General features: G+C 73.0%; 17 protein-coding genes. 10 read left to right on the top strand and 7 right to left on the bottom strand.

The genetic code is table 11. From position 1 onward, the window contains the following. Positions 1-2 precede the first annotated feature (2 nt). Entirely contained in the window at positions 3-806 is an 804-nt protein-coding gene (locus KYK13_RS05360) for a TadE/TadG family type IV pilus assembly protein (RefSeq protein WP_223642473.1), read from the bottom strand. A gap of 248 nt (positions 807-1,054) precedes the next feature. Between KYK13_RS05360 and KYK13_RS05355 the strand changes: the two genes are divergently transcribed. Continuing rightward, positions 1,055-1,717: a hypothetical protein gene (locus tag KYK13_RS05355; RefSeq protein WP_223642471.1), complete on the top strand. Its 663-nt coding sequence runs from the start codon at positions 1,055-1,057 to the stop codon at positions 1,715-1,717. A 27-nt stretch (positions 1,718-1,744) separates the two neighbouring features. Here KYK13_RS05355 and KYK13_RS05350 read toward each other — a convergent pair whose 3' ends face one another. The 4 genes from KYK13_RS05350 to KYK13_RS05335 are packed head-to-tail and all read right to left on the bottom strand — an operon-like array spanning position 1,745 to position 7,734. Next, complete coding sequence (locus KYK13_RS05350) at positions 1,745-3,301, bottom strand: DUF4388 domain-containing protein (RefSeq protein ID WP_223642469.1); 1,557 nt, start codon at positions 3,299-3,301, stop codon at positions 1,745-1,747. Between the two features lie 14 nt (positions 3,302-3,315). Further along, positions 3,316-4,134: a lipopolysaccharide assembly protein LapB gene (locus KYK13_RS05345; RefSeq protein ID WP_223646534.1), complete on the bottom strand. Its 819-nt coding sequence runs from the start codon at positions 4,132-4,134 to the stop codon at positions 3,316-3,318. Between the two features lie 29 nt (positions 4,135-4,163). After that, on the bottom strand, positions 4,164-5,369 hold the full coding sequence (gene hemW, locus KYK13_RS05340; protein WP_223642468.1) for a radical SAM family heme chaperone HemW: 1,206 nt from the start codon (positions 5,367-5,369) through the stop codon (positions 4,164-4,166). Between the two features lie 13 nt (positions 5,370-5,382). Beyond that, a complete protein-coding gene (locus KYK13_RS05335) occupies positions 5,383-7,734 on the bottom strand; it encodes a plectin 1 isoform 8 (RefSeq protein WP_223642467.1) in 2,352 nt (783 codons plus the stop codon). A gap of 196 nt (positions 7,735-7,930) precedes the next feature. Here KYK13_RS05335 and KYK13_RS05330 point away from each other — a divergent pair, with 196 nt between their 5' ends. Together KYK13_RS05330 and KYK13_RS05325 are read left to right on the top strand one after the other, a co-directional pair. Next, positions 7,931-10,534 (top strand): pitrilysin family protein, encoded by a 2,604-nt coding sequence (locus KYK13_RS05330; RefSeq protein ID WP_223642466.1) that lies wholly within the window; start codon positions 7,931-7,933, stop codon positions 10,532-10,534. An 82-nt stretch (positions 10,535-10,616) separates the two neighbouring features. After that, positions 10,617-11,483 (top strand): 50S ribosomal protein L11 methyltransferase, encoded by an 867-nt coding sequence (locus KYK13_RS05325; RefSeq protein ID WP_223642465.1) that lies wholly within the window; start codon positions 10,617-10,619, stop codon positions 11,481-11,483. Between the two features lie 248 nt (positions 11,484-11,731). Here KYK13_RS05325 and KYK13_RS05320 read toward each other — a convergent pair whose 3' ends face one another. Further along, positions 11,732-12,727: an asparaginase gene (locus tag KYK13_RS05320; RefSeq protein ID WP_223642464.1), complete on the bottom strand. Its 996-nt coding sequence runs from the start codon at positions 12,725-12,727 to the stop codon at positions 11,732-11,734. Positions 12,728-12,848: 121 nt separating this feature from the next. On the opposite strand from KYK13_RS05320, the gene KYK13_RS05315 reads away from it, so the two are divergent. The 7 genes from KYK13_RS05315 to KYK13_RS05285 all read left to right on the top strand — a co-directional run bounded on the left by KYK13_RS05315 (position 12,849) and on the right by KYK13_RS05285 (position 23,545). After that, a complete protein-coding gene (locus KYK13_RS05315; protein ID WP_223642462.1) occupies positions 12,849-13,583 on the top strand; it encodes a 16S rRNA (uracil(1498)-N(3))-methyltransferase in 735 nt (244 codons plus the stop codon). A gap of 109 nt (positions 13,584-13,692) precedes the next feature. Next, positions 13,693-13,959: a GlsB/YeaQ/YmgE family stress response membrane protein gene (locus KYK13_RS05310; protein ID WP_223642460.1), complete on the top strand. Its 267-nt coding sequence runs from the start codon at positions 13,693-13,695 to the stop codon at positions 13,957-13,959. 169 nt (positions 13,960-14,128) lie between these two features. Further along, positions 14,129-16,078, top strand: coding sequence for an RDD family protein (locus KYK13_RS05305; protein ID WP_223642458.1), 1,950 nt, complete (start codon positions 14,129-14,131; stop codon positions 16,076-16,078). Positions 16,079-16,128: 50 nt separating this feature from the next. Further along, positions 16,129-19,164, top strand: coding sequence for a FrgA protein (locus tag KYK13_RS05300; protein ID WP_223642456.1), 3,036 nt, complete (start codon positions 16,129-16,131; stop codon positions 19,162-19,164). A 16-nt stretch (positions 19,165-19,180) separates the two neighbouring features. Then, a complete protein-coding gene (locus KYK13_RS05295; RefSeq protein WP_223642454.1) occupies positions 19,181-20,722 on the top strand; it encodes an ATP-binding protein in 1,542 nt (513 codons plus the stop codon). Next, entirely contained in the window at positions 20,719-22,104 is a 1,386-nt protein-coding gene (locus tag KYK13_RS05290) for a sigma-54 dependent transcriptional regulator (protein WP_223642451.1), read from the top strand. Before KYK13_RS05295 ends, KYK13_RS05290 begins: the two co-directional genes overlap by 4 nt. A 103-nt stretch (positions 22,105-22,207) precedes the next feature. Further along, on the top strand, positions 22,208-23,545 hold the full coding sequence (locus tag KYK13_RS05285) for an FAD-binding oxidoreductase (RefSeq protein WP_223642449.1): 1,338 nt from the start codon (positions 22,208-22,210) through the stop codon (positions 23,543-23,545). A 3-nt stretch (positions 23,546-23,548) separates the two neighbouring features. Here the strand turns inward: KYK13_RS05285 and KYK13_RS05280 are convergent, their stop codons facing one another. Next, positions 23,549-25,198, bottom strand: a complete 1,650-nt coding sequence (locus KYK13_RS05280) for a WS/DGAT domain-containing protein (protein WP_223642447.1) — start codon at positions 25,196-25,198, stop codon at positions 23,549-23,551. Positions 25,199-25,233: the final 35 nt, after the last annotated feature.

The following is a 25,233-nucleotide window of genomic DNA, read 5'->3' as shown; positions in this document are numbered from 1 at the left end:
GGTCACCCCAGGGAGTCGAACGTGAACGTGCACTTGTTCGTGAGATACGAATCCGGCAGGTTCGAGTTCGACAGGTACAGATTGGACTGCATCCGCATGATGTACGTGGCGCGGATGGGCAGGATGTAGATCTTCTGAGCGGCGGCCGCGTCGTTCTGATCGATCTTGTACTTGACGTATGACAGCTTGGTCTGGTCCTCCTCCTTGCCCAGACGCAGCACCCAGGGGAGCGTCCTCTGCCCCCGCGCGATGTTGTAGATGACGACGTCCGCGAAGGGGATGGGCAGCCGGTAGTTGAACGTCACCTGGATGCTCAGCTTGGTGCGGAGGCTCTTTCCCCAGTCGCCCTGACCGCCCCCCGAACCGTTGCCGGAGGCGATCCTCGCGTCATCAAAGTCCGCCTCCCTGTTGTCGTGGGTGTCGGAGGTGATCAGGTTCTTGGAGGGGCCGCAGATCTGCACCTCCGCGTACTTGAGGTTCACCTCCGGCATCTTGTTCTTGGAGACGGCGTTCCACTTCTGGTTGAACTCCGAGGCGCCGTTGACGGGGGTGATCTTCTCCGCGCCACCGCTGCCGGCCTGGCTGATCATGGGCAGCAGCACGGCGAGCGCCGCGCGCTCCATCATCTCCACGTTGCCGTTGTGCAGGGAGCCGGCCCGCACGGCCTTGTAGGCCGCGTACTTCGTCAGCAGGCGCGCCTGGTGCATCAGGCCCAGTTGAAGGATGCCCAGCAGCAGGAAGATGAACAGGGGAAGAACGATGGCGGTCTCCACGGCCACCTGCCCTGATTCGTATCTGGACCGCATGACCATCCCCAGGAGTCACATGAGGTAAGCGTCTTCCCGACCCCAATCTTCTCCTACCTTATCCCCCACCCGCGCCGCTGGACACCATCCGTCAACTGGACCGGTCCGGGTGGAGGGTGACCTGGCGTGTTGTCGGGTAGCGGGAGGGCCCGGGTCACGGCGCTTGACGCTGCGCTCCATGCATGGTCTCGAACGGGTGCGGTGTTGAAGCAATCGGGCCGGGCAAGGCAGTCATCAGAGGAGTGGCAATGAACTGGCGATTGGCATGGCGCGCGGCGTTGGTCGCGACGACGGTGGCTCTGGCGGCGTGCGGCGGCGACGACGACGAGAAGGACGGGGGCGGCGGCGACCCCATCGTCGAGGGCCGTCCCGGCCTGGGCCGCAACGAGTCCGCGCCGGAAGGGGCGACGTTCACGCTTCCGCAGGGCCTGGAGTTGGAGCAGCCCATCCATGGCTACAATGACTCCGACCCCACGGACTGTGACAACAAGTACGAGGACGAGGCGAAGGGGCAGGGCGAGAACGTGCGCCTGTGCCTCATCTTCCGCAACACCACGAACGGGCCCATCACGCTCCAGCTGCCGCCGGGCCTCATCTTCGTGTCCCGCAACCGCGCCGTGCAGAACGGCATGCTGGCCCAGCGGGTGTCCATCGAGGTGCCGGCGGGTGAGCGGTTCTTCCAGCCCCTGTTCCTCTACTGCGTGAACAGCGAGCGCCACGGAGCCAGGCCGGAGGAGAGCTTCGAGCTGGGCCCCGTCACCCAGTACAAGGACTTCCAGGAGCTGTTCCGCCTGCTGGAGACCAAGACCATCACGAGCACGAACTTCCCCATCGTCGACCAGGCGATGACGGACCTGTCGGACGGCGTGGGCCTGTCCTCGAGCCTCCGCGCCCAGCTCGACGCCCTGTAGTGCCCGGGCCCTTCCGGCGGCGGGCGTTCACCGCCGCCGGGCGATCTCCTGGATGAGCGCCACGTAGCGGCGCTGCTGGGGGTTCAGCTTGAAGGCCTTGCGCAGGGCCTCGTCCGCGAGCGCCCACTGGCCCTCGCCCCGGGCGACGTCCCCCAGGAAGGCCCAACCCTCCTCCAGGCCGGGCTCCTGGCGGGTCAGCTCCTGGAGCTCCTGGAGCACCAGCCGGCCATGGGCCTCTGGCCTCATGAGGTAGCGCGCCCAGGCGCGGTGGGCCTGGTACAGCGGCTTGGGGTCGATGTCGCACGCGTATTCGAAGTACTCGAAGGCGCCCGCGAAGTTGCGCGCCTCCAGGCGCCTCTTGCCCTCGTCGAACTGGCTGGTGGCGTCCAGGAGGTCCGTGCGGATGCGGAACTGCTCCGCGGTGGAGGGCCGGCCGGTGGCGTTGCGCGCCTTCTCCCGGTGGGCCTGCCGGCGCTTCTTCCAGATGGCGTTCTGCTCCGGCTCCGACAGCGAGCCGTAGGCCCGCGCGTACGCGGCCAGCAGCCCTTCCGCCTTCTCCTTCAGCTCCGCGGTCTGGAAGCGCAGCGGGGAGAAGCGGTCCGCGGCGGCGAGGAACGCCTTGCGCAGCGCCACCGGCTGCACGTCCTCCGGCACGTCCAGGAGCGCGAACGGATCCAGGCTGCGGTGGTTGAGGAACGCGCCCACGAGCGCGTTGCGCGCGGCCTCGTCCTCGTCCGAGAAGGGCGTGCCCGACGGTGTCTGGGACGGCACGGGCACCGGCGTGGAGACGGGCACCGGAGCGGGCGCGGGGATGGGGGCGGCGGGGGCCTTCCGGGCCAGCTCCTCCGCGCGCGCGTCCACGTCCTCCACGAAGCCCGCCACGCCCAACAGGCACAGGGCGTAGAGCCGGCGCAGCACGGAGTCCATGTCGAAGCCGGTGCGCTCCAGCAGCTCGTTGAAGTTGGGGCGCTGGCGCAGGGCCTGGAACAGGCGCGCGTCCTTGGAGGAGAGCTTGGGGGCGGACTCCACGCCAGGCATCTGTCCGAAGCGGCGGTCGTCCGTGAAGGTGAAGTGCGTGGCGACGGTGTCGAAGGGCAGCTGGGTGGAGACGCCGGTGAGGATGAGCTGCGCGCTGTTGGCGCGCACGGTGGCGTCCGGGGTCTCCACGTCCGCGATGAGGCGGTACTTCGCGTCCGTCCAGCGGAAGCAGTCCAACAGCTTGTGCGCCAGGTTCGCCTGGAGCTGCTTGTAGAGGTCGAAGGGGCTGATGAGCCCCTTCTGCACGAGCAGCCCGCCCAGCTGCATGCCCGAGGACACGCTCTCCGCCAGGGACTTCTGGTAGTCCGCCTCCGACAGGCGGCCCTTCTCCACCAGGTACTTGCCCAGCGTCTCGTGCAGGAGGTTGGACTGGCACGCCACCGGGGCGCCGTCCTCGAAGGTGATGCGCTTCTCGCGCTGGCGCACCTTGAGCTCCAGCGTGCAGGTGCGCTCCTCCACCATCAGCGCGTGCAGGAGCAGCGGGAAGGGCGTGTCCGCCAGCAGGCCCTCGCGCTGGCGCAGCACCTGGGACGGCGGGGGGAACATGCGCGGAAAGCCTACTACTCCGCGTCGTCGCCGCCCATGTCGTCCGCGGCGTAGGGCGCAGCCTCGAAGGCGCCGTAGGGCCCGGAGGTGTCGTGCGTGGGCAGGTAGCGGGTCAGGTACGCCCCCACGCCCATCAGCACCAGGGCGATGGCGGCGTACGCCAGCGGGCGGGACGGACGGGCCCGGTACGCCCACCAGCGGTCGCGGCGCTTCTGGAAGCGGGGGGCGGCGGCGTACTCGCGCCAGGCGGCGTCGCGGGCCTCCTTGGCCTCCACGTCCAGCCCCTCCTTGTCCAGCGCGCGCGCCAGGAGCACGCGCCCCTCCACGGAGCCCTGGCGCACCTGGAGGAAGCGCTCCAGGGCTTCGCGCGCGCCCTTCAGGTCGCCGCGCTGGAGGCGGAAGCGGCCGCGCTCCAGGTCGATGGCGCCCTGGCGGTAGTCGGCGTCCAGGCGCTCGGCCTCGGTGAGCAGCAGCTCGCCCCGGGGCGCGTCGCCGGCGCCCAGGTAGGCCACGCCCAGCAGGTAGAGGGTGTCCACGTCGTCGTCGCCCGCGTCCAGGTTGGGGCGCAAGAGGTCCACCGCCTCCTGATAGCGCTTCTGGCCCACGCGGATGTCGGCCAGCTCCGCGCGGGCGCGGCGGTCGTGGGTGTTGGTGAGGATGGTGCCCGCGAGCTCACCGGCGCGCTGCCAGCGCTTGAAGATGCGCATGGGGCTGGGCAGCACCTGGAGCGTGAAGCGGTCCGCGGCGAACAGCAGCACGGCCACCAGCCCGAGGGACAGCAGCGGGCTGCCCGTCAGCATCGTGAGGCCCATCCACAACAACCACTTGGTCAGCACGGTCGAATCGTCCTTCCTGGAGCCGCCTACAACAGCCGTGCGCAGATGGCGCTGTGCACGTCCGCCCCCCGCTCCGTCAGGGCCAACCTGCGGCCCTGGCGCGTGGCGAAGCCGTGGGCCACGAGTCGCTCGACTTCCGCGCGCCGGGGCTCCACGGGCTGGCCGTATCGCTCACAGACGGCCTCCCAGTCCACCCCCGACACCAGGCGCAGGCCCATGCTCAGCCGCTCGGCGAAGAGCTCCTCGGGGCCCAGGTCCTCGCGGCTCGCCTCCGGCAGCCGCCCCTCCTCCACCGTGCGCAGGTAGGCCTCCGGGCTGCGGAGGTTCACGTAGCGGTGGGGCGCGGGGGACAGGAGCATGCCGGTGGCGCCCACGCCCAGCGCCAGGTACTCGCCGCCGGTCCAGTACAGCGCGTTGTGCCGGGAGCTGAGGCCGGGGCGCGCGTGGTTGGAGACCTCGTAGCGGGTGAGGCCGTGCGCGCCGTACACGTCGCGCACCACGCGGGCCATGGCCACCACGGCGTCGTCGTCCGGAAGGAACAGCTCACCTCGGTCCAGCTGCTTGGACAGCGGCGTGGACTCCGCCAGCACCTCGCGCTCCACCGTCAGCGCGTAGGTGGAGAGGTGCTCGGGCTCCAGGGCCACCGCGCGGCGCGCGTCCGCCTCCACCTGCGCCACCGTCTGGCCGTGCACGCCGTAGATGAAGTCCAGCGCCACCACGGGGAAGTCCGCCTCGCGCGCCGCCGCCACCGCGGCCTCCACCATGGCGGCGTCGTGCGCGCGGCCCAGCGCCTTCAGCGTCTCCGGCTGGAAGGACTGCACGCCCAGGGACAGGCGGTTGATGCCCGCGGCGCGATAGCCGGCGAAGCGCTCCGCGTCCGAGCGCTCCGGGTTTCCCTCCAGGGAGACCTCCAGGCCCGACGCGAGCGACATCCTCGCGGCGATGCCCTCCAGCACGCGCGCCACGTAACGCGGGTGCCAGAGGGACGGCGTGCCGCCGCCGAGGAAGAGCGACTCCAGCGGCTTGGTGCGCAGTGACGGGTTGGCGGCGAGGCGCGCGTCCAGCTCCGCCAGCACCGCGTTCGCGTACCGCTCTTCAGGAACCTGGCGCGCCACCGCCACCGCGAAGTCGCAGTAGGGGCACTTGGCCAGGCAGTACGGGAAGTGCAGGTACAGCCCGAAGCGGGCCGCCTGCATGCCCGTCAGCGGATCCGTGGGCGCGGCGAAGGACATGGAGGTCCAACCTCTACTTCAGGGCCTTCAATTGCGCTTCCAATCGCGCCACCTTCGCCTTGGTGCTGGCAGCCGATTCGAGCGCTGCCTCGGCCGCCATCAGCTTGCGCTTCATGGAGGCGACGTCCGCCTTGAGCTGCTCACGCTCCGCCGCCCAATCCGCGGGCACGTCCGCGCCCGCCGCTGGCGCCGCCGCGACCTTCGCTTCGAGCGCCTGACGCGCCGCCTGCTCCGCCTCGAGCGCGGCGCGGGCCTCCTCGAGCTGGGTCTCCAGCGCGGCCCTGGCGTCCTGCTCCGCTTGAAGCGCGGCGCTGGCCTCCGCCAGCCGGGCCTCCAGCGAGGTCCGGCTCCCCTGCTCCGACTGGAGCGTGGCGCCGGACTGCGCGAGCTTCGCCTCCAGGTCCTTCACGCGGGCCGCCTGCGCTTCGGCGACGCGGCGCTTGGACTCGGAGACCTCCAGCGCGCCCTCCACCATCTTCACGCGCTGCTGGAGCCGGTCCACCTTGTCCGCTTCCGCGCGGGCGGCCTCCAGTTGCTCGTTGAGAGAGGCAAGCTCCTCGCGCTGGTCGTCATGTCCCGCGCTCAGCGCCTCGGCGCGGCCCTCGGCCTCGGCGGCCTGCACGCGGGCGTCCGCGAGCTCGGCCTCCACCGCCTCGCGCCGCGCGCGCTCCAGCGACAGCTCCTCCTGGGCCTTGGCGACCAGGGCCTGCTGACGCTGCAGCTCCGCCTCGCGTTGGCCCGCGGCGGTCTCCAGCATGGACACGCGCGCGGAGAAGCCCACGCGCTCCGCCTGGGTCGTGGCGAGCTTGCGCTCCACGGCGGCGAGCTGCTGCTGGTGCGTTTCGCGCTCGGTCTGCACGGCCACGGCCTGGGCGGTGAGCTCCGCCAGCTGGGCCTCCAGCGCGGCGACCTTGCCTTCCGCCTCGTGCACCCGGGCCTCGGCCTCGTGCACCGCCTCGCCGAGCGCCGCCGCGTCCGACTCCATGCGGTCGCGCAGCGAGACCTGTTCGACCTCCGCGGCCTCCAGCACCTCGCGCAGCGAGGCCAGCTCCGACTCAAGCGTGCGCGCGCGGACCTCCGCGTCCTCCACTTCGGCGCGCGCGGCTTCACGCGCCTGGGCGACCTCCGCCTCCAGCTCGCGCACGCGCGCGTGGATCCGGACGGCCTCCGCGGCGCGGCCCTCCAGGGCGCTCCGGAGCGCCGGCAACTCCGCGGCCTCCGCCGTGCGCGCGGTGAGCGCGGCGCGCAGGCCCACCGCGTCCGCGTCCTTCAGCGCGAGCGAGCGCTCCAGCTCCGTCACCTGCGTCTGGAGCGTCTTGAGCCCGTCCTCCACCACCGCGAGCTGCCGGCGCGCGGCGTCCCGCTCGCCCTCCATCACCTTCGCGTGGGCGTGCGCCTCCTCCAGCGAGCTGCGCGACCAGTCGCTCTCGCTCTCCAGGGCCCCCATGGCGCCCCGGGCCTCCGCGAGCGCCGTCTCCAGCTGGCTGATGTTGAGCGCCTGCGCGTCGCGCTCGGCGGTCAGCCGCTCCACGTCCGCGAGCGTGGCCTGGTACTGCTCCTGGACCGCCTCCAGCGCGCCCTGCGCCTCGGACTTGCCGGACGCCAGCTCCGCCACGCGGTCCTGCGCGAGCCCCAGCGCCTCCTTCGCGCCGACGAGCTCCTCCGCCATCGCCCCGCGCGACTCGCGCTCCGCCTGGAGCTCCTCCGTCAGCCGGGGGAGCTCCGCCTCCACCTCCGCCAGCGCGCGCGTGAGGTCCTTGCGGTCCGCCTCCGACGCGGCGAGCTCCGCCTCCAGCGACGCGATGCGCGCCTGGGCCTGCTTCAGCCGCTGCTCGTCCTGCGCGGACGGCCCCGCGGCGCCGCCGCCCTCCTTGCGCGCCTTCTCCAGCGCGGCCTTGAGCTGCGCGACCTCGGACTCGCGCTCGGCGTAGAGCGCGCGCGCCCGGGCCAGGGTCTCCGTCTTCTGCTTCAGGATGCCCCGGAAGAACTCCAGCTTGTCCTCCGGAGAGCCGCCCATGGGCAGCCGGGGCTCGGCGGGCTCCGCGAAGGGGTCTCCCTTGCCGGGACTGCGCGCCGCGGCCGCCGGGGACGGAGGCGTGGTCGTGGGCAACCCTCCACCGCCGATGGGCGCGGGGGTCGTGGGCACCCGGGCGACGGGCACGGCGGCAGGCTTCAACGCCGGGTCGGCGGGCAGGCCCGTGGCAGGCCGCCGGGGCGGCAGGGGAGGAGGCGCGGAGGGGGGAGGCCTGGGAACCGCGAGCGGCCTGGTGGGGGCCGGAGCGGGCGCCGCCACGGGGGCGTCGCCGTCATCCAGCAGTTCCTTCAGGTCCGCGAGCGGATCCGCCTCGTCCGGGGGAGACGGCATGTGCGCGCCCCAGGTTACCGGCCACGGGGGGTTTCCACCAGTTGCGCGATGGCGGCGATGGCGCTTCGCCTGCCTGGTGGGAGGCGGGCGGCACGGTCCGCTCGACGTGGCGGGGGCGGGACGTTAGCCAATGGAGCAAACATCACACCTCGCCTTGCCTCTCCTCGGGAGGGGATGACAGCTTCGGACCACTCCTATGGCCATCCGCTACACCCTGCCCAACGGGCTCACCGTCGTCTTCGAGGAGCAGCACGCCGCCAAGGTCGCGGCCTTCCAGGTCTGGGTCAAGGCCGGCAGCGCGGACGAAAGGCCGGACCAGGCCGGACTCGCCCACCTGCACGAGCACATGCTCTTCAAGGGCACGGAGCGCCGGGGCCCCGGTGAGATTGCCCGGGACATCGAGGCGCACGGCGGCGAAATCAACGCCTGGACGTCCTTCGACCAGACCGTCTACCACATCGTCATCGCCAGCCAGTTCGCCCGCACGGGCCTGGACATCCTGGGGGACGCGGTGCGCCGCTCCTCGTTCGACAAGGACGAGCTGGCGCGCGAAATCGAGGTGGTGTGCGAGGAGATCAAGCGCAGCTACGACTCGCCGTCGCGCAGAGCGTCTCGGGGGCTGTTCTCCGCCGCGTTCCAGACGCACCCGTACCGGCTGCCCGTCATCGGCACCGAGGAGAGCGTGCGCAGCTTCACGCGCGAGAAGGTGCTGGAGTTCTACCACCGGCACTACACGCCCAGGAACCTGGTGCTCTCCGTCGCGGGCGACCTGAACGAGGCGCAGCTGCGGCAGTGGGTGGACGAAATCTTCGGCGGTGACTGGGGCCGGCCCTACGCGGGTCCGGTGCCGCGTCCGCGCGATCCGGCGCCCGCGGGCCGCCGCGTGCACATCGAGCAGGAGGACGTGAAGGAGGCCTACGTGCACCTGGCCTTCTCCATCCCGGAGCTGGAGCACCCGGACGTGCCCGCGCTGGACGTGCTGGCGATGATCGCCGGCCAGGGCAACTCGTCGTGGCTGGTGCGCGAGGTGAAGCGCCGCCAGCACCTGGTCAACGACGTGCACGCGTCCGCGTACACGCCCAAGGACCCGGGCATCTTCTCCGTGTCGCTGACGCTGCCGCCCGAGAAGGCGATGAAGGCGCTCACGCAGACGGCGCGCGTGCTGGAGGCGCTGCGCACCACGGGCGTGCCCGAGGACGAGCTGCGCACGGTGCAGGCGGTGGTGGAGGCGGAGTCCGTCTACCGCAAGGAGACGGTGCAGGGCACCGCGCGCAACATGGGCTCGTACCAGACGTCGCCCGGCGGCCTGGAGTCGGAGGCGCGCTACCTGGAGGACATCCGCAACCTGAAGCCGGAGGACCTGCGCCGCGTGGCCCAGAAGTACCTGCGGCTGGAGCACGCCATCGTCACCGCGCTGGTGCCGCACGCGTCGGAGCTGACGGAAGGCCAGGTGCACGCCGCGCTGGACGAGGCGGCGAAGAGCCCCGGCCTCGCGCCCCCGGAGCGCGCCGCCCGGCGGCCGCCCCCGGAGGCCCCGCCGCGCGCGGCCCGGAGCGCCGGGGTGTCCGCGCGCTCGGAGGTGGTGCAGGAGAAGCTGCCCTCCGGCGCCACGCTCATCATCCGCGTGGAGCCGCACGTGCCGCTGTTCTCCATGCGCGCGGCGTTCCTCGGCGGCGCGCGCTACGAGACGCCGGAGAACAACGGCATCACCACGCTGCTCAGCCGGGCCCTCACCAAGGGCACCACGACGCTCGGCGCGGATGACATCTCCCACCTGAGCGACCTGTACGCGGGCAACGTCACCGGCCAGGGCGGCCGCAACTCCGTGAGCCTGAAGGCGGACTTCCTGTCGCGCTACTTCGAGCCGGGCTTCCGGCTGTTCGCGGACGTGCTGCTCAACCCCGCCTTCCGCGAGGAGGAGGTGGCCCGCGAGCGCGCGCTGCTGCTCCAGGACATCCTCACCCGCGAGGACAAGCCGTCGGGCCTGGCGTTCGAGCTGTTCTCGCGCGCGCTCTACCAGCAGCACCCGTACCGGCTGTCGCTGCTGGGCGAGAAGGCCTCCGTGGAGGCGCTGGGGCCCGAGCAGCTGCGCGCGTACCACCGGGCGTACATGGATCCGTCGCAGATGACGCTCAGCGTGGTGGGCGACGTGGACGTGGACGAGGTGCGGGCGCTGGCGAACGAGTACTTCGGCAAGTCGCGCGGCGGGGCGCTGGCGTCTCCCCAGGTGCGGCCGGAGCCGCCGCCGTCCTCGCCGCGCACGGAGAAGAAGGTGCTCGCGCGCGCGCAGACGCACCTGGTGATGGGCTTCCAGGCGGCGCGGATGAGCGACCCGTGGCGCGTGGTGCTGGACGTGCTGTCCACGGTGCTGTCGGGCCAGGGCGGGCGGCTCTTCATCGAGCTGCGCGACAAGCGCTCCATGGCCTACAGCGTGAGCAGCTTCTCCATGGACGGGTTGGACCCGGGCTACTTCGCCGTCTACATGGGCACGAGCCCGGAGAAGGTGGAGGCCGCCGTGGAGGGCATGCGCCGCGAGCTGCAGCGCATCCGCGACGAGCCGATTCCGGCCGCGGAGCTGGAGCGCGCCAAGCAGCACATCATCGGGACGTATGAAATCGACCTGCAACGCAACAGCGCCCGCGCGACGCTGCTGGCGCTGGACACGTGCTACGGCATCGGGCTGGACAACTTCCTGCACTACTCCGAGCGCGTGGCGAAGGTGACGGCGGAGGACGTGCGGGAGGTGGCCCGCCGGGTCATCGACTTCGACCGCGTGGTCACGGCCGTCGTCGGCCCCTGAGGTCCCGCGGTTTCTTCGCGAGCGTGGAAGCGTCACGACGACGACGCTTCCACGCCGCACCGGGTGCGGTAGAAGGGGCGCCATGTCCCAGACCTACTTGTCACTCACCGTGGATATCGCGGAGGAGTCCTCCGAAATCCTCCAGGACCTCCTCCATGAGTCCGGCGCCCTGGGCCTGGAAGTCCGTGACGCGGAGACGCCCACCATGCCGGGCGTGCGCGCCCCCGCGAAGGGCGAGGCCATCGTCGTCGCCTACTTCGAGGACCGCGAGAGCGCGGAGGAGGCGCGCGACGCCGTGGCGGAGAGCCACCCCACCGCGCGCCTGTCGCTGGACGAGCAGCCCCAGCAGGACTGGAGCAACGAGTGGAAGTCGCTCATCAAGTCCGTGCAGGTGGGCCGCCTGTGGGTGGGCCCGCCCTGGGACGTGGCGAACGCGCCGGCGGACAAGGTGAAGCTGGTCATCGAGCCGAAGATGGCCTTCGGCACGGGGGACCACCCCACCACGTCGCTGTGCCTGGCGGCGGTGGATGACTTCATGGCCACGCACCCGGGCGCGAGCGTCCTGGACGTGGGCACCGGCACGGGCGTGCTGGCCATCGCGGCGAAGAAGCTGGGCGCGGGCCAGGTGGTGGGCACCGACAACGACCCCACCTCCGTGGAGCTGGCGAAGGAGAACTGCACCGACAACCAGACGCCCGACCTGGACATCTCCGGGCGCGAGCTGACGGAGGTGCCGGGCACCTTCGACCTGGTGCTCGCGAACATCCTGGCCAACACGCTGATCGAGCTGGCGCCCCTCATCGTGCCCAAGGCGAAGGACCGGCTGGTGCTGGCCGGCGTGCTCGCGCACCAGCGCGCGGACGTGGAGGCCGCGTACCGCGCCCTGGGGTGCACCGTGCTGGAGGGCGCGCAGCAGGGCGAGTGGGTGCGCATCGACTTGAAGCGCTAGGAACAAGAGGGGGTCGGGCAGCGAACGCGCTCGCTCGCTCACCCGACCCCATCTGGACTCGCGAGGCTTTCCCCCTTGGCGTCAGGACCTCGCGAGTCCCGCCGTGTGCGCGAGAGGCATTGCAGTCCGCGTGCCTGCCGCCGTGTCCCTGGAGGGCGGTCGGCGCGCCGCCGCGGTTGTAGCGGGGCCGGTTACAGATGACGCCGCGCGTGTGACCTTCCGCGCCACAGCGGGCGGCTTCCGGGGACTCAGGTGAACGCGAGCGCTCCGGCCGCGCGCAGGGAGCCCACGACTTCATTGCGCGTGTCGAGGATGCGTGGCTCCGCGTGGTGGTCCAGGCCCGTCATGGGCAGGGACAGGCCCTGTGATTCCGCGAGGAGGCCCAGGACGGCGAGGAGCGCGGGCGCGGCGCAGCGGGCGTCACCGTCCTCCACCTTGAGGGCCACGCCCAGGCGGGCGCGGGGCAGCGCGGCGCAGTAGACGCCCTCCGCGCCAATCTTCACCACGGCCTCCCCCTTGAAGGCGGTCATCAGGTCCGTGCACGCGCGGCCCTTGCCCGCGACCAGCTCCGGGTGCGCGAGCATGGCCTCGCGCAGGCGCCGGGCCGCGGGCGCTTCGGAGACGCCGAAGCGGGCCCACGCGGTGGCCATGGCGCTGAGCGGCAGGCCGAAGCAGACGGCGAGGCAGCCATCCACGGCCTTCACCAGCGCGTCGCGCGGCAGGCCCGTCCACCTGGCGATTTCATCCTGGATGCGCTCCTGCACCGGGTGGCCGTCGCTGGCGTAGCCGTGGAGGTCCCAGCCGTGGTGCCGGGCCAGCGCGAGCATCCCCGCGTGCTTGCCGGAGCAGTTGTTCCACCGGGGCGTGAGCACCACGCCCGCCTTGAGGGCCTCCTCCGCGACCGCGGGCGACAGCGGCGGGTGCGGGCCGCACGCGAGGTGGCGCTCCTCGCAGCCGCTCGCGTTCAGCATCCGCATGGCGAGCGCGCGGTGCACGGGCTCGCTGGAGTGGGACGCGCACGAGAGCGCCAGCTCACGCGGACCGAAGCCGTACCGGTCCGCCGCGCCGTCCTGCACCATGGGCAGGGACTGGAAGGGCTTGGCCGCGGAGCGCCAGAAGGTGACGCGCTCCGGGTCTCCCGCGTACGCGACGCGCGTGCCCTCCGCGCTCACCACCGCGACGGACACGGTGTGGAGGGATTCGACGAAGCCGGAGCGGGTGGACTCGATGACGAGGGTGGCCATGGGCGTGGGGCGCCATAGCAGGAACAGGCAGGCGCCGGGCGTTCGTGGAGCGTGGAAAGGACACGCCTGGACGCCTGGGGGGCTATCCTCGCGGGCGCCCTCCCCTTCAAGGAAAGCCGCCGTGGTCCGCCTCTTCGTTCCCCTGCCCGACCCCGCCCCCGCCGACGTGACGCTCACGGGCGAGCGCCGCCACTACCTCGTCCATGTGCTGCGGCTGGAGGACGGCGACGCGCTGGAGGTGTTTGACGGGAAGGGGCGCGCGTTCGAGGCGCGCGTCACCGGACTGGGCGCGGAGTCCGTGCGGCTGCTGCTGGGGGCCGTGCGCGTGACGCCGCCCGCGCGCGAGATGAGCGTGCTGCAGGGGCTGCCCAAGGGGGACAAGCTGGAGCTGGTGCTGCAGAAGGGCACGGAGCTGGGCGCCACCGCGTTCCACCCGGTGGCCACGGTGCGCAGCGTGGTGAAGCTGGAGCCGAAGCGCGCCGGGGAGCGCACGCAGCGGTGGGCCAAGATCGTCGAGGAGGCCGCGCGCCAGTGTCGGCGCGATGACGTGCCTCACGTGCATCCGCCCCAGCCGCTGTTGGACGCGGCTCGCGCGTTGACGCCGGGCACGCTGCTGCTGGTGCTGGATGAAGAGGAGTCCGCGGTGCCGCTGGGCGAGGCGTTCCGGAGCGTGGCGCCGGGGACGCCGGTGGCGCTGGTGATTGGCCCCGAGGGCGGGCTCGCGCGTGAGGAGGTGGACGGACTGCGGGCCATGGGCGCGCGGCCGGTGACGCTGGGCTCGCGCATCCTGCGCACGGAGACGGCGGCGCTCGCGGCGCTCGCGGTCATGCAGCACCTAGACGGGTCGCTCGGTTAGTAGTCGAGCGGACGGCCCCTGCTCGCATCCCTGGTCACGGATCCCTGTGCCCATTCCTACGTTTCTCCCACTCGGGACCTCGCGGGTCCCTCACACGGGAGAGACTCTCATGGGGATCATCACCTTCATCATCATCGGCCTCATCGCGGGCCTCATCGCCCGGGCCATCCTGCCGGGCAAGCAGAGCATGGGCCTGTTGGCCACGACCCTTCTGGGCATGGTGGGCTCGCTGGTGGGTGGTCTCATCGGCTCGCTCTTCGAGCGCAACGGTCGCCTGTTCGAGCTGCGTGCCTCGGGCATCATCATGTCCGTCGTGGGAGCCATCATCGTGCTTCTCCTCGTGGGAGCAGCGGGACGGCGCCGCATCCACGCCTAGCGTGAGGCATCCCATACGCGCCGTCCCCACGGGGAGGGTTGCGATTGGCGCGGCCGAGCCCCTGACGGTTCCTCGGGCGAGGGACCGCCGGGGGGCTTGCCCTTTTCTTGCTACAGGCCTGAATGCGGCCTTTCATGGCGACGGTTGTCCGCGTCACCGGGAGGATCCGTTGTCCAAGTGCCTGAAGTGCGGCGCCTCGCTGCCGCCGGTCGGAGATTGCCCCGCTTGCGCCGCGAATGCCGCGCGCCCACCCGCGGTGGCCCCCGTCCCGAGCCTGCTCGACCGGGACATCCACATTGATCGCCGGGCAGGAAGCCGCGCGGCCCCGGCTGCGGGCAGCGAAGACCCCATCACGCTGAACAACGAGCCGGAGACGTTGCGTGGCACGCCGGCCTTCGCGATGGAGCCACCTCGCGGACCCGTCACCCCGCCGGGCATGACCCCTTCGGTCCGTCCGGGGATGGCGCCCGTGCCTCCCGGCGCGCCCCGGCCCGCGCAGGCTCCGGCCGCCGCGCCTCGCGCCGCCGTGCCGCCTCCCGCCCCCGGCGCGGCGAGCCGCGCGCAGGCTCCGGCCGCCGATGCGACCGTGCGAGTGCCCGCGCCCCAGGTGAATCCGGCGGCTCGCGCCGCGATGCCCCAGGGCGACGTGGCAGGTCATGCCGCGGCACCCAACCCGGCTCGCGCCGCGCAGGCTTCCGCGTCCCCCGCGGATGCGACGATCCGCGCCGCGGCTCCGGTGGCCCGCCCCGCGCCGCAGGCCGATGCGACGCTTCGCGCTCCCGCGCCGCACGCGGATCCGGCGGCCCGTCCCGCGCCGCACGCGGAAGGTCCGGCCGTCCGCGCTCCCGCGCAGCAGGCTGCTCGTGCCGCGGCTCCCGTGCCTCCTCGCGCCACGCCGCCTTCGGGGAACGCGCCTGCCGGTGCCGTGGCGCCCCCGCGCCCCGTCGCGCCGCCTCCGAGCGTGGCGCCGATGACCGCCGCGCCTCCGGGCGTGGCTCCGATGGCCGCCGCCGCGCCCGTGCCTCCGCGTGCCGCGCCCACCGCGGCCCTGTCGGAGCCGGGCTTCCAGAATCCTGGCGTCGCAGTTCCCCGCGCCGCGCAGCCTGCGATGGAGCCCCGCCCGGGCTCCGCGCCCACTCCGGCCTACGGCACGGAGCCGCACATTCCGCGCCCCCAGGCCGCCGTGGCTCCGCCGCATGGCAACGCCGCCCACGCGTCCCCCGGACTGCCTCGCATGGAGGCTCCCGCCGCAGGGCTGCCTCGTCCGGCCGCGCAGGCCCAGGCCTCCGGTCCGACGAGCGGAGCCACTCCGGGGCTGCCCCGCATGGGCGCGGCCGCGCCGCCGGCTCCGTCCGGATTGCCTTCCATGGACGGTTCCGCCTCCGGACCGTCGACCTCCGAGCACTGGGATGCACCGCGGGCCTCCTCAGGCCTGCCCTTGATGGATGCTCGCCGGGACGCCGCTCCGGGCCTGCCCGTCATGGACGACCCGGCCATCCTGCCTCCGCTGGAGACGCCGGCCTTCGCCACGGCTCCCGCGACCGCTCCGGGAGTGTCCCGCATGGAAACCTCGCCCGCCCCCGCCGCCGCCCCCGCCGCCCCCACGAAGTCGAAGGTCTCCGCGGTCCCGGCCGCCCCGGCCTCGGGTGAGGTCCACGCCCGGCCCGCGTCGCTGTGGCGCCGGCTGCTGTCCTTCACCGTCGACACCGCGGCCATCGGCGCCGTTGCGGCGGCCTACATCACCCTGGCCTCGTCCATTGCCGGCGTGAAGGGGCCGCAGCCGGGGTTGACCGGCCTGGACGCGTTCGTCGCCTGGCTGCGCGCGCTGCACACCGTGCTGCTGCCGGGCGCGGTCCTGGTGGTGGTGCTCGCCACCGTGTACTGCGCGGTCGCCGCCTTCCTGTGGAATGGACGCACCCTGGGACGGTTGCTCCTGGGCCTGCGGCTGGTGGACACCCATGGCATGGCGCCCACCCCGGGCCGGGCCATCTTCCGGGCGCTGCTCGCCGGGCTTTCCTTTGTTCTCTTCCTGGGCGGCTTCTGGATGGCGCTGTTCGATCGCCGCGGGCAGACGCTCCATGACAAGCTGACGTCCACCTTCGTCGTCCAACCGAGCTGAAACCGGCTCATTGTGCCTTGCGGCCGCGGCCGTAAGATGCCGCGGCCTTCATGCCTTCGCGTCTTGCCCAGCACCTCGTCTCGCGCGCCCTCCTCACCCAGGAGCAGGCCGGGGAGTTGTTGCGTCAGCATCAAGCCCTGGGAGGCCACCTGGACACGGCGCTCCTGGAGCGCGGTCTCTCCGAAGCGGACGTCCTCGCGATGTTGGGCGAGGCCTCCGGCTTCCGGCCCGTGAACCTGGTGGACTTCGAGCCGAACCTCGACGTCGCCAGCTTCATCCCTCCCAAGATCGCCGAACGCCTGAGCGTCGTCCCGCTGTCGCTGGACGGCAACACGCTGCATGTGGCGTGCGCCTATCCGGTGCCCAAGAAGGAGCTGGACGAGGTCGGCTTCCTGCTGGGCAAGCCGCTGGAGCTGTGGGTCGCCATCGAGCTGCGGGTGCGCGAGTGGATCTCCGTCATCTACCGCCAGCCGCTGCCGCCCCGCTTCGTCCAGTTGGCGGAGGCCCTCGCCCGGCAGGCCGGGTCGCTCACGCCGCCCCCGCCTCCGCCGCCGGATGACGAGTCGATGACGGTGGACATGGTGGAGCAGCTGGCGCGCTCCGTGGCCCAGGAGCCCGTGCCCGCCGCGCCCCGTCCCGCCGCCGCGCGTGGGCCCGAGCCCGCGGACATCCCGCCCCCCGCGTACGTGCGCGAGCCGCTGCGCCTGAACACCTCCGCGGGGCCGGTGACCACGGCCCGCGCGGTCCAGCGCCCCACGCCGCCGCCGGTGGCCGCGGACATCCCGCCGCCCGCGTACACGCGTGAGCCCCTGCGGCTGAACATGCCGGCCACCCCGCCCGCGCAGGCGCCGAACCGGGGTGCGTCGGGCAATGCCGCGCCGCCGACGCTCTACCCGCCGGGAGAGCGTCCCGTCCCGCCGCCACAGCCCATCCCCGTGCTGTCGCCCGTGGGACAAGCCAACACGCCCGCCTCCGCACCGCAGGGTCCCGCCCAGGGCGGCCGCCCCGCCGCGCCCGGTGCGTACGCAACGCCGCCGCAGACGGCTCCAAGCCGTCCTGGAAGCACCGTGCAGCAGGCTCCCGCGGCCGCGCAGGGCCTCGGCGGACCGGGGCCCGTGACGCAGGGATTCGGCGGGCCGGGCCCCTCCGCGACGACGGCACAGCCGCCCCGTCCGGGCACCACCGCGCCGCAGGCCACGCAGGGCTCCGAGCGACCGGGCACCACCGTCCAGTCCGCGCCGGCCTCACAGGGCGCGCCGGCGACCGGTCCCCAGGCCGCGGCGAACCGCGCGGGCGCCCCCGCGCAGCCCCCGGGAGCCCGTCCCGCGGTGTGGCCTCCCGCGCCCGAGCCGCAGGCCCGCGCGCCCCAGGCCGCCACGCCGACCTCGCCGCCCATTCCCCCCGCGCCGCCCCGGGGCGAGCCGTCGTTCATCATCTTCAGCAACCCCGCGTCCACCCCGGGCGCGAACCGGCCTCGCGCGCCGGAGCCCACGTCCGTCCCGGGTGCCTCCAGCGCGCCGGACGCCGCCGTGCCGGAGTGGACGCTGCCGCAGGCCCGCTCCGCGCTGCGGGAGGCGACGCGGGACCTGGACCGGCTGCTGGACGTGGCGCTGCGCTTCGGCCGCCGCACGTTCGACTACGTGGCCGCCTTCGCCGTCGTGCGCGGCGCCGCCGGTGGTTGGGACTCGCGCGGCGAGGGCTGGGACGCGAACGCCCTGGCCCAGGTCTCCATCCCGCTCGACGCGAGCAGCGTCTTCCGCACCGTCGCGGTCACGCGCGGCAGCTATGCGGGCCCTCTGCCGCCGGACGCGCTCACGCGGCACTACCTGGAGCTCTTCGGCCGTCAGGCCCCTCGCACCGTCTTCCTGTACCCGGTCGAGGTGAAGGGCCGCCTCGTGGCCATCCTCTACGGCGACTGCGGCCAGAAGCCCATGAGCCAGCGCCGGCTGAGCGACTACATCCTGTTCTGCCAGGACCTGCCGGCCGCCTTCCAGGAGCTCATCCTCTTCCGCAAGCAGCGCGTGTCCGAGCTGCGCGCGCCCGAGGAGGACATCACCATCGACGTGGACGTGCCCGGCTTCCCGGCCCCGGTCCAGCCCGCGCCCGCGCCCGCCGTGGTCGCCGGGCTCGGATGGAACCCCGTCTTCGGCCGTGGCGGCGTGGCCAACCTGGGCCGCGCCGCCGCGCTGCCTCCGCGGGTGCTGTCTCCCGAGGAGCGCCCGCCCCCGGACTTCACGCCGCTGTTGCGCCGGCTCACCGGTCCGGATGCGTCCCAGCGCTCCAGCGCCATCGCGGAGCTGGCGCGTTCGCCGGAAGCCAGCGCGCGCGTGCTCGCGCAGCACTTCCCCGGTCCCACCGCCTGGAGCCGCCTGCCCGTCGTGGAGCTGCCGGAGGCGGACGAGCTGGGCCCCATCCCCGCGGCGCTGTCGCGCCTGGGCCGTCCCGCGGCCGTGGCGCTGGCGCCGCTCCTGGATTCGAACGACGCGGATACGCGCTACCTGGCGCTGCTCACCGCGGGCAACCTGCCCTACGCGGAGCTGGTGGACGGCGTGCTGCGCGGTCTGTTCGACATGGAGCCGGACATCTCCAGCGCCGCGCGCGTCGCCGCCGCCGCGCTCAAGCACCTGCCTCGCCTGGACGCGTCCCTGCGCGACCTGCGCCAGGAGATGGCCAGCCGGGACGCGCTGCGCCGCTCGCTGGCGGCCCGCGCGCTGGGCACGCTGCACGACCGCGACGCCATCGAGGGCCTCATCAACCTCACCGGCAGCGACGACGCCATGTGCGCGCAGGCTGCCGCGGAGGCGCTGCGCGAAGTCACCCGCGCCACGCTGGGCCTCCAGCCGCGCCAGTGGTCCGCGTGGTGGGCGGAGAACCGCAGCCGCCGTCGCGCGGACTGGCTGGTGGCCGCGCTGCGCCACCGGGAGCTGGACGTGCGGCTCGCCGCCATCGAGGAGCTGAGCCGCGCCCTGCACGACACGCTGGGCTACTACGCGGACGCGCCCGACGTGGAGCGCGAGTCGGCGGTGCGGCGCTGGGAGTCCGCGGCGGTCGACCCCGCCAACGCCCGCCGGCTGGGCATGCTCTGAGCGCGGGAGGCGCGCGATGACCGGCGCCATGTGGGTCAGCCTGCTGGCGTGCGCGGGGCAGCTCGCCCTCGCCGGCATCGCGCTCGCCCGCGTGGGCAAGAGCCCCCTCGCGCTGCCGCTGTCGCTGCTGTCCATCGCGCTGTCGTCGTGGAACTTCTCCGCCTTCGGGCTGGCTCGCTCGGGGGACTCCGGCTGGCGGCTGATGGGCTTCGCCGCGGCGCTGATGACGCTGCCGTGCGCGGTGCACTTCATCCTCGCGTTCGTGGGCCGCCGCCGCCGCTCCGCCCAGGTCCTGTACGGCACCTACGCGGTGATGGGCGCGCTCGCGCTGACCATGCTCATCGCCATGGGCGTGCCCGCGCTGGAGGCGCGCATCAACACCTTCGGCTTCGGGCTCGCCGTCGCGGTGGGCGTCATCCCCATCCTCACGACGGGCTTCGTGCTGCTCACGCGCCACCTGCGCCGCACCCGCGCGGAGGACTCGCAGGATGAGCGGGCACGAGCGGGGCTGATGCTGCTGGGTCTCACGCTGCTCGTCGCGCTGCTGCTCACCGACCTGGCGGCGGACATGGCCCTGCCCGTGCCGAGGCTGGGCAGCATGGGCACGCTGCTGGGCCTCCCGGTGATGGCCACCGCGTCCTTGCGCTTCCAGCTCTTCGGCAAGGACGCGCGGGCCACGAGCGCGGCGGTGCACGCCGTCGTCCTCGCGCTGGTGGGCGTGCTCGCGTACCTCACCCTCTTCCGCGTCTTCGCCGCCGAGTCCGGGGCGCTCGTCGTGGGCACCACCGCCATCACGTTCTCGTTGCTCGCGGCGGCGCGGCGGGGCGTCACCGCGTTCGTCACCCAGCGCGAGCGCCTGGAGCAGTTGGCCACGCTGGGGCGCTTCTCCGCGCAGATGGCGCACGACCTGAAGAACCCCATCGCCGCGCTCAAGGGCGCCGCGCAGTACCTCAAGGAGGAGCACGCGCGCGGCCACTCGTGGGACGCGCACGGGGACTTCCTGGACCTGCTGCTGGAGCAGGTGGAGCGCCTGGACCGCGTGGCCGGCACGTACCAGCGCCTCGCGCGAGTCGAACCGCTGCGGCGGCCGTTGGACCTGAACCGCCTGGTGGAGGGCGTGCTGTCGCTCCAGGCCTTCGCGACGCCCGGCGCGGTGGTGCTCCAGAAGGAGCTCGCGCCCGGCCTGCCCGGGTGCGCGGGGGACGAGGACCTGCTCGCCAACGCGCTGGAGAACCTGGTGCGCAACGCCTTCGAGGCCATGCCCGAGGGCGGCACCCTCACCGTGCGCACGCAGCGGGACGGCGACGCGGTGGTGGTGGAGGTGCAGGACACCGGCAGCGGCATGGACGCGCGCACGCGCGAGCGGGCCTTCGACGATTTCTTCACCACCAAGGCGGCGGGCAGCGGCCTGGGGCTGGCCTTCGTGCGGCGCGTGGCGGAGGCGCACGGCGGCACCGCGTCCCTGACGAGCGGCGAGGGCCGTGGCACCATCCTCCGCCTGCGCCTGCCGGCAGCCTCCGTCACCCCAGCCCCGGCATCCGAGGGAGAAGCCGCGTGAGCGACGCACTGAAGGGCCACGTCCTGGTGGTCGATGATGATCCCGCGCTGCTCAAGGTGTTGGGCGCGCTGCTCACGCAGGCGGGCCTCACCCCGCATCCGGCCTCCAACGCGAGGGACGCGCTGGCGCACCTGTCGCGCCGGCCCATCGACGTGGTGCTGAGCGACGTGCGCATGCCGGGCATGAGCGGCATGGAGCTGCTCGCGGAGGTGGGGCGCGGCTGGCCGGACGTGCCCGTGCTGCTGATGACCGCGCACGGCACGGTGCCGCTCGCGGTGGAGGCGATGAAGGCGGGCGCGGCGGACTTCGTGCTCAAGCCCTTCGACCGCGAGGAGCTCCTCTTCACCCTGAAGAAGGCGCTGCTCCACGCGAGCCAGGATCCGGAGCCCGCGCGCGGCACGGGCAAGGCGCCGGACGGCCTGGACCACCTGCTCATGGGCCAGAGCCGGGCGATGGCGGAGGTGAAGGCCCTCATCGCGAAGGCCGCGCAGGGCACCGCCACGGTGCTGCTGCGGGGCGAGTCCGGCACGGGCAAGGAGCTGGCCGCGAGGGCCCTGCACGAGGGCAGCCCCCGGCGCTCGGGGCCGTTCGTGAAGCTGCACTGCGCGGCGCTGCCGGACACGCTGCTGGAGAGCGAGCTGTTCGGCTACGAGAGGGGCGCCTTCACCGGCGCGGCGACGCGCAAGCCCGGCCGCGTGGAGCTGGCGCACGGCGGCACGCTGTTCCTCGACGAGATTGGCGACGTGTCTCCCGCCGTGCAGGTGAAGCTCCTGCGCGTGCTCCAGGAGCGCGAGTTCGAACGGCTGGGCGGAACCCAGACGGTGAAGGTGGACGTGCGCTTCGTCGCGGCCACGCACCAGTCGCTGGAGGACGGCGTGCGCCGGGGCACCTTCCGCGAGGACCTCTTCTATCGCCTCAACGTGGTGCCCCTGTGGCTGCCCACGCTGCGCGAGCGGCCAGAGGACATCGCGCTGCTCGCGCGCCACTTCCTGGTCGTGCACGCGAAGACCAACGGCCGGCCGCCCTTCGCCTTGAGCGAGGACGGCCTGCGCGCGCTCCAGGCCCAGCCGTGGCCCGGCAACGTGCGCCAGCTGCAGAACTTCCTGGAGCGCCTGGTGGTCCTCTCCGATGGGCCCGTGCTCACCGGCGAGGACGTGGCGCGCGAGCTCTCGCGCCAGCCGGGACTCGCGCCGGTCGCCGCGCCCGCGCCTCCGTCGCCACCGGACTCCGTCACGTTGGAGTCACGTCGCAAGGACGTGGAGAAGGCGGCGCTGCTGGAGGCGCTGAAGCGCGCGGGGGACAACCGCACGTTGGCGGCGCGGCTGCTCGGGGTGAGCCGGCGCACGCTCTACAACAAGCTGGAGGAGCACGGTCTGCCGTAGAGGTGACAGCAGAACGTGCCGTCACGAAGCGCTTGCGTGTGCAACCCGACTTCCGGGTCTATGCTGTCTCGCGCAATTGGCTGACCCAAAGGAGCCACGCCCCATGACCCAGTCCCTTGCCGACCGCGTAAGCGGTCCTGTCTACACGCCCAACGACGCGGGCTATGCCCCGGAGTGCGCGGGCTTCAACGTCGTGGTCACGCACTCGCCGCAGTACGTGGTGGCGGTGAAGTCCACGCACGATGTGGCGGAGGCCATCCGCTTCGCCCGGGAGAACCACCTGCCCGTCTCCGTGCAGGCCACGGGGCACGGGACCTACGCGTCCGTCACCTCCGGCGTGCTCCTCTCCACGAAGGCGCTGAACCACGTGAGCATCGACCCGGCGACGCGCATCGCCACCATCGGCGCGGGCGCGCGCTGGGAGCCGGTCGTCGCGGAGGCCGCGAAGCATGGCCTGGCGCCCATCGCGGGCTCGTCCACGAACGTGGGCGTGGTGGGCTACCTGTTGGGCGGCGGCCTGGGGCCGCTGGTGCGCAGCCACGGCATCAGCTCCGACTATGTCGTGGGCTACACGCTGGTCACCAGCGACGGGGAGACGGTGGAGGCGAGCGCGGACCATCACCCGGACCTGTTCTGGGGCCTGCGCGGCGGCAAGGGCGGCTTCGGCATCGTGACGGAGGTGAAGCTGAAGTTGGTGGAGCTGCGCTCGCTCTACGCGGGCAGCCTCTTCTTCGCGGAGGAGCACATCGAGGCCGTGCTGCGCGGCTGGGTGAAGTGGACGGCGGAGGCGGACGCGCGCGTGTCCACGAGCATCGCCGTCATGCGCTTCCCGCCGTTCGACTTCATCCCGCCGCCGCTGCGCGGGCGCACGGTGCTCAGCCTGCGCTTCGCGTATCCAGGCCCCATCCCCGAGGGCGAGAAGCTGGCGGCCCCGCTGCGCGCGCTGGCCCCGGTGTACCTGGACATGCTGGGCGAGCTGCCCGCGTCCCAGATTGCGCGCATCCACAATGATCCGGACAAGCCCAGCCCCGCGTGGACCAACGGGCTGATGCTGACGCACGTGGATCAGGACTTCGCGACCGCGGTGCTGCGCCACGTGGGCGCGGGCGTGCAGACGCCGTTCTTCATGCTGGAGGTGCGGCACCTGGGCGGCGCGTGCAGCAACGACGTGGCGGGCGGCTCGGCGGTGGGTGGGCGCGGCGGCAACTTCGTCGTCGGGCTGGTGGGCATGCACCCGCCGCTGTTCGAGACGGTGCTGCCCGGCGCGCTGGAGGGCCTGCGCGCGGAGCTGAAGCCGTGGCTGTCGCCGGAGATGACCATCAACTTCATGGGCAAGATCCGCTCCGCGGAGCACTTCGACAGCGCGTGGCCGGAGGCCATCCGCGCGAAGCTCAAGGAAGTGCGCGGCAAGTACGACCCGCACAAGCTCTTCGCGAAGTAGCGCTCAGGGGGCCGGCGTCTCCAGCGCGTCCAGCTCCTCCTGGAACGCGGCGACGAGGGCCCCCGGGTCGGGCACGCGCGACGCATCCGAGGCCACGCCCACGGTCACCTGTCCCGCGTAGCTGAAGAGGCTGATCCCCAGGCCCACGTGGCCGGCCTGGGGAACCCAGAACGTGAGCCCCGCCAGCCGGCTGCCCGCGAGCGACACCGGCTGACGCGGCCCCGGCACGTTGGAGGCGACGAGCGACGCCTTGGTGCCCATCACGTCCACGAGGGCGCGCTCCAGCGCGGCGGGGGCGTGGCTCAGCAGCTCCAATGTCCCGGACGTCAGCACGGCCTCCGGCGAGCGCTTGAGGTGCTCCATTCGCCTCGCCACCTCCCGGAGCCGGCGGCGCGGCTCGGCCAGGTGCACGGGGAGCCGCAGGAACACCACGCCGAAGCGGTTGCCCAGCTCGCGAGGCACCGGCGCATCCAGGGGCCGCAGGTTCACCGGCACCAGCGCGTGCACGTCCTCCAAGAGCGCATCGTGCGCGGCCAGGTAGCGCCGCAGCGCGCCCGTCACCGCGGTGAGCAGCACGTCGTTCACCGTGCCGCCCAGGGTCCGGCCCACGGCCTTCACCCGCTCCAGGGGAATGGGCTCCGACCACGCGGCGAGCTTCCGGACGCCCAGCGGTCCTCGCAGGGACGTGCGAGGGTCGGGAGGAAGCACGAGCAGCTTGCCCAGCGCCGCCGCGCCCTTCGCGCCCTCACGCACGAGGTCGCCCGCGAGGATGGGCTCGCGCACCAGCTCCGCGCCCCGGTGCAGCGCCGCGCGGGCGCCGCGGGCGAACCTGAGCCAACGAGAGCCGCCCGGCCGCTGAACCGCCGTGGAGGGCATCACCGCTTCGGAGTCCTCAGTCCGGGCTGCCCGTGGCGCGGGCGGGCGCTCATCCGTCCGTATCGCGATGGCCTCCGTCTCCGGCTCCGTCGCGGCGGCCGGTGACCCGCTGACGTCAGCCTCCGGCTCGGCGATTCGCGGCGCGTCGGCCCCTGCTTCGGACGCGACGACCCGCGATGCTTCAGCGTCCGCAGCTGGCACGTCCGCGCGTGACGCGTCGGCGACCTCCTCCAGCACGGCGGCTCGCGACACGCTGGACTCCGCCTCCAGCACGGCGGCCAGCACGGCGTCCGAGCTTGCCGCCGCCCCAGGCTCCACCGGATCCGTCAGCGACAGCAGCACCCGCGCCAGCGCGATGCCGTCCGCGATGCAGTGGTGCAGCCTCGCGAGCAGCACGTCCCCGCCCGGCGCGCCCCGCACCAGATGGAAGTGCCACAACGGACGGGAGCGCTCCAACGGCACGCCCAGCCAGTCCCCCACGAGCGCCTCCAGCCCCGCGCGCCCCACGGACTCCGGCAGGCGCAGCGTGGACAGGTGCTCATCCACGTTGAAGTCCGGCGCGTCTTCCCAATGCGGCGCGCCCAGGGGGCCGGGCACCACCCGCTGCCGGAAGCGCGGGTAGCGCTCCACCAGCCGCTCCCGCACCACCGCGCGCAGCCGCTCCAGGTCCACGGCGCCGTCGAACCAGAGCACCGCGGTGATCATCATCAGGTTCGCGGGCTCCTCCATCTGGAGCCACGCCGCGTCCATGCTCGCCATCCGCTCGCGGCCTGCCATGGCGTCCTTCTCACCCGTGCACCCCGGTGGGGGCA

The sequence above is a fragment of the Corallococcus sp. EGB genome (assembly GCF_019968905.1).
Classification (GTDB): domain Bacteria; phylum Myxococcota; class Myxococcia; order Myxococcales; family Myxococcaceae; genus Corallococcus.
This window is presented reverse-complemented; position numbering and strand designations above follow the sequence as displayed.

Coding starts and splice junctions, on each gene's coding strand:
- KYK13_RS05320 (WP_223642464.1), bottom strand. CDS start 12,727: ATGGCCACCCTCGTCATCGAGTCCACCCGCTCCGGCTTCGTCGAATCC.
- KYK13_RS05350 (WP_223642469.1), bottom strand. CDS start 3,301: ATGTTCCCCCCGCCGTCCCAGGTGCTGCGCCAGCGCGAGGGCCTGCTG.
- KYK13_RS05310 (WP_223642460.1), top strand. CDS start 13,693: ATGGGGATCATCACCTTCATCATCATCGGCCTCATCGCGGGCCTCATC.
- KYK13_RS05335 (WP_223642467.1), bottom strand. CDS start 7,734: ATGCCGTCTCCCCCGGACGAGGCGGATCCGCTCGCGGACCTGAAGGAA.
- KYK13_RS05295 (WP_223642454.1), top strand. CDS start 19,181: ATGACCGGCGCCATGTGGGTCAGCCTGCTGGCGTGCGCGGGGCAGCTC.
- KYK13_RS05330 (WP_223642466.1), top strand. CDS start 7,931: ATGGCCATCCGCTACACCCTGCCCAACGGGCTCACCGTCGTCTTCGAG.
- KYK13_RS05280 (WP_223642447.1), bottom strand. CDS start 25,198: ATGGCAGGCCGCGAGCGGATGGCGAGCATGGACGCGGCGTGGCTCCAG.
- KYK13_RS05285 (WP_223642449.1), top strand. CDS start 22,208: ATGACCCAGTCCCTTGCCGACCGCGTAAGCGGTCCTGTCTACACGCCC.
- KYK13_RS05325 (WP_223642465.1), top strand. CDS start 10,617: ATGTCCCAGACCTACTTGTCACTCACCGTGGATATCGCGGAGGAGTCC.
- KYK13_RS05355 (WP_223642471.1), top strand. CDS start 1,055: ATGAACTGGCGATTGGCATGGCGCGCGGCGTTGGTCGCGACGACGGTG.
- KYK13_RS05360 (WP_223642473.1), bottom strand. CDS start 806: ATGCGGTCCAGATACGAATCAGGGCAGGTGGCCGTGGAGACCGCCATC.
- hemW (WP_223642468.1), bottom strand. CDS start 5,369: ATGTCCTTCGCCGCGCCCACGGATCCGCTGACGGGCATGCAGGCGGCC.
- KYK13_RS05300 (WP_223642456.1), top strand. CDS start 16,129: ATGCCTTCGCGTCTTGCCCAGCACCTCGTCTCGCGCGCCCTCCTCACC.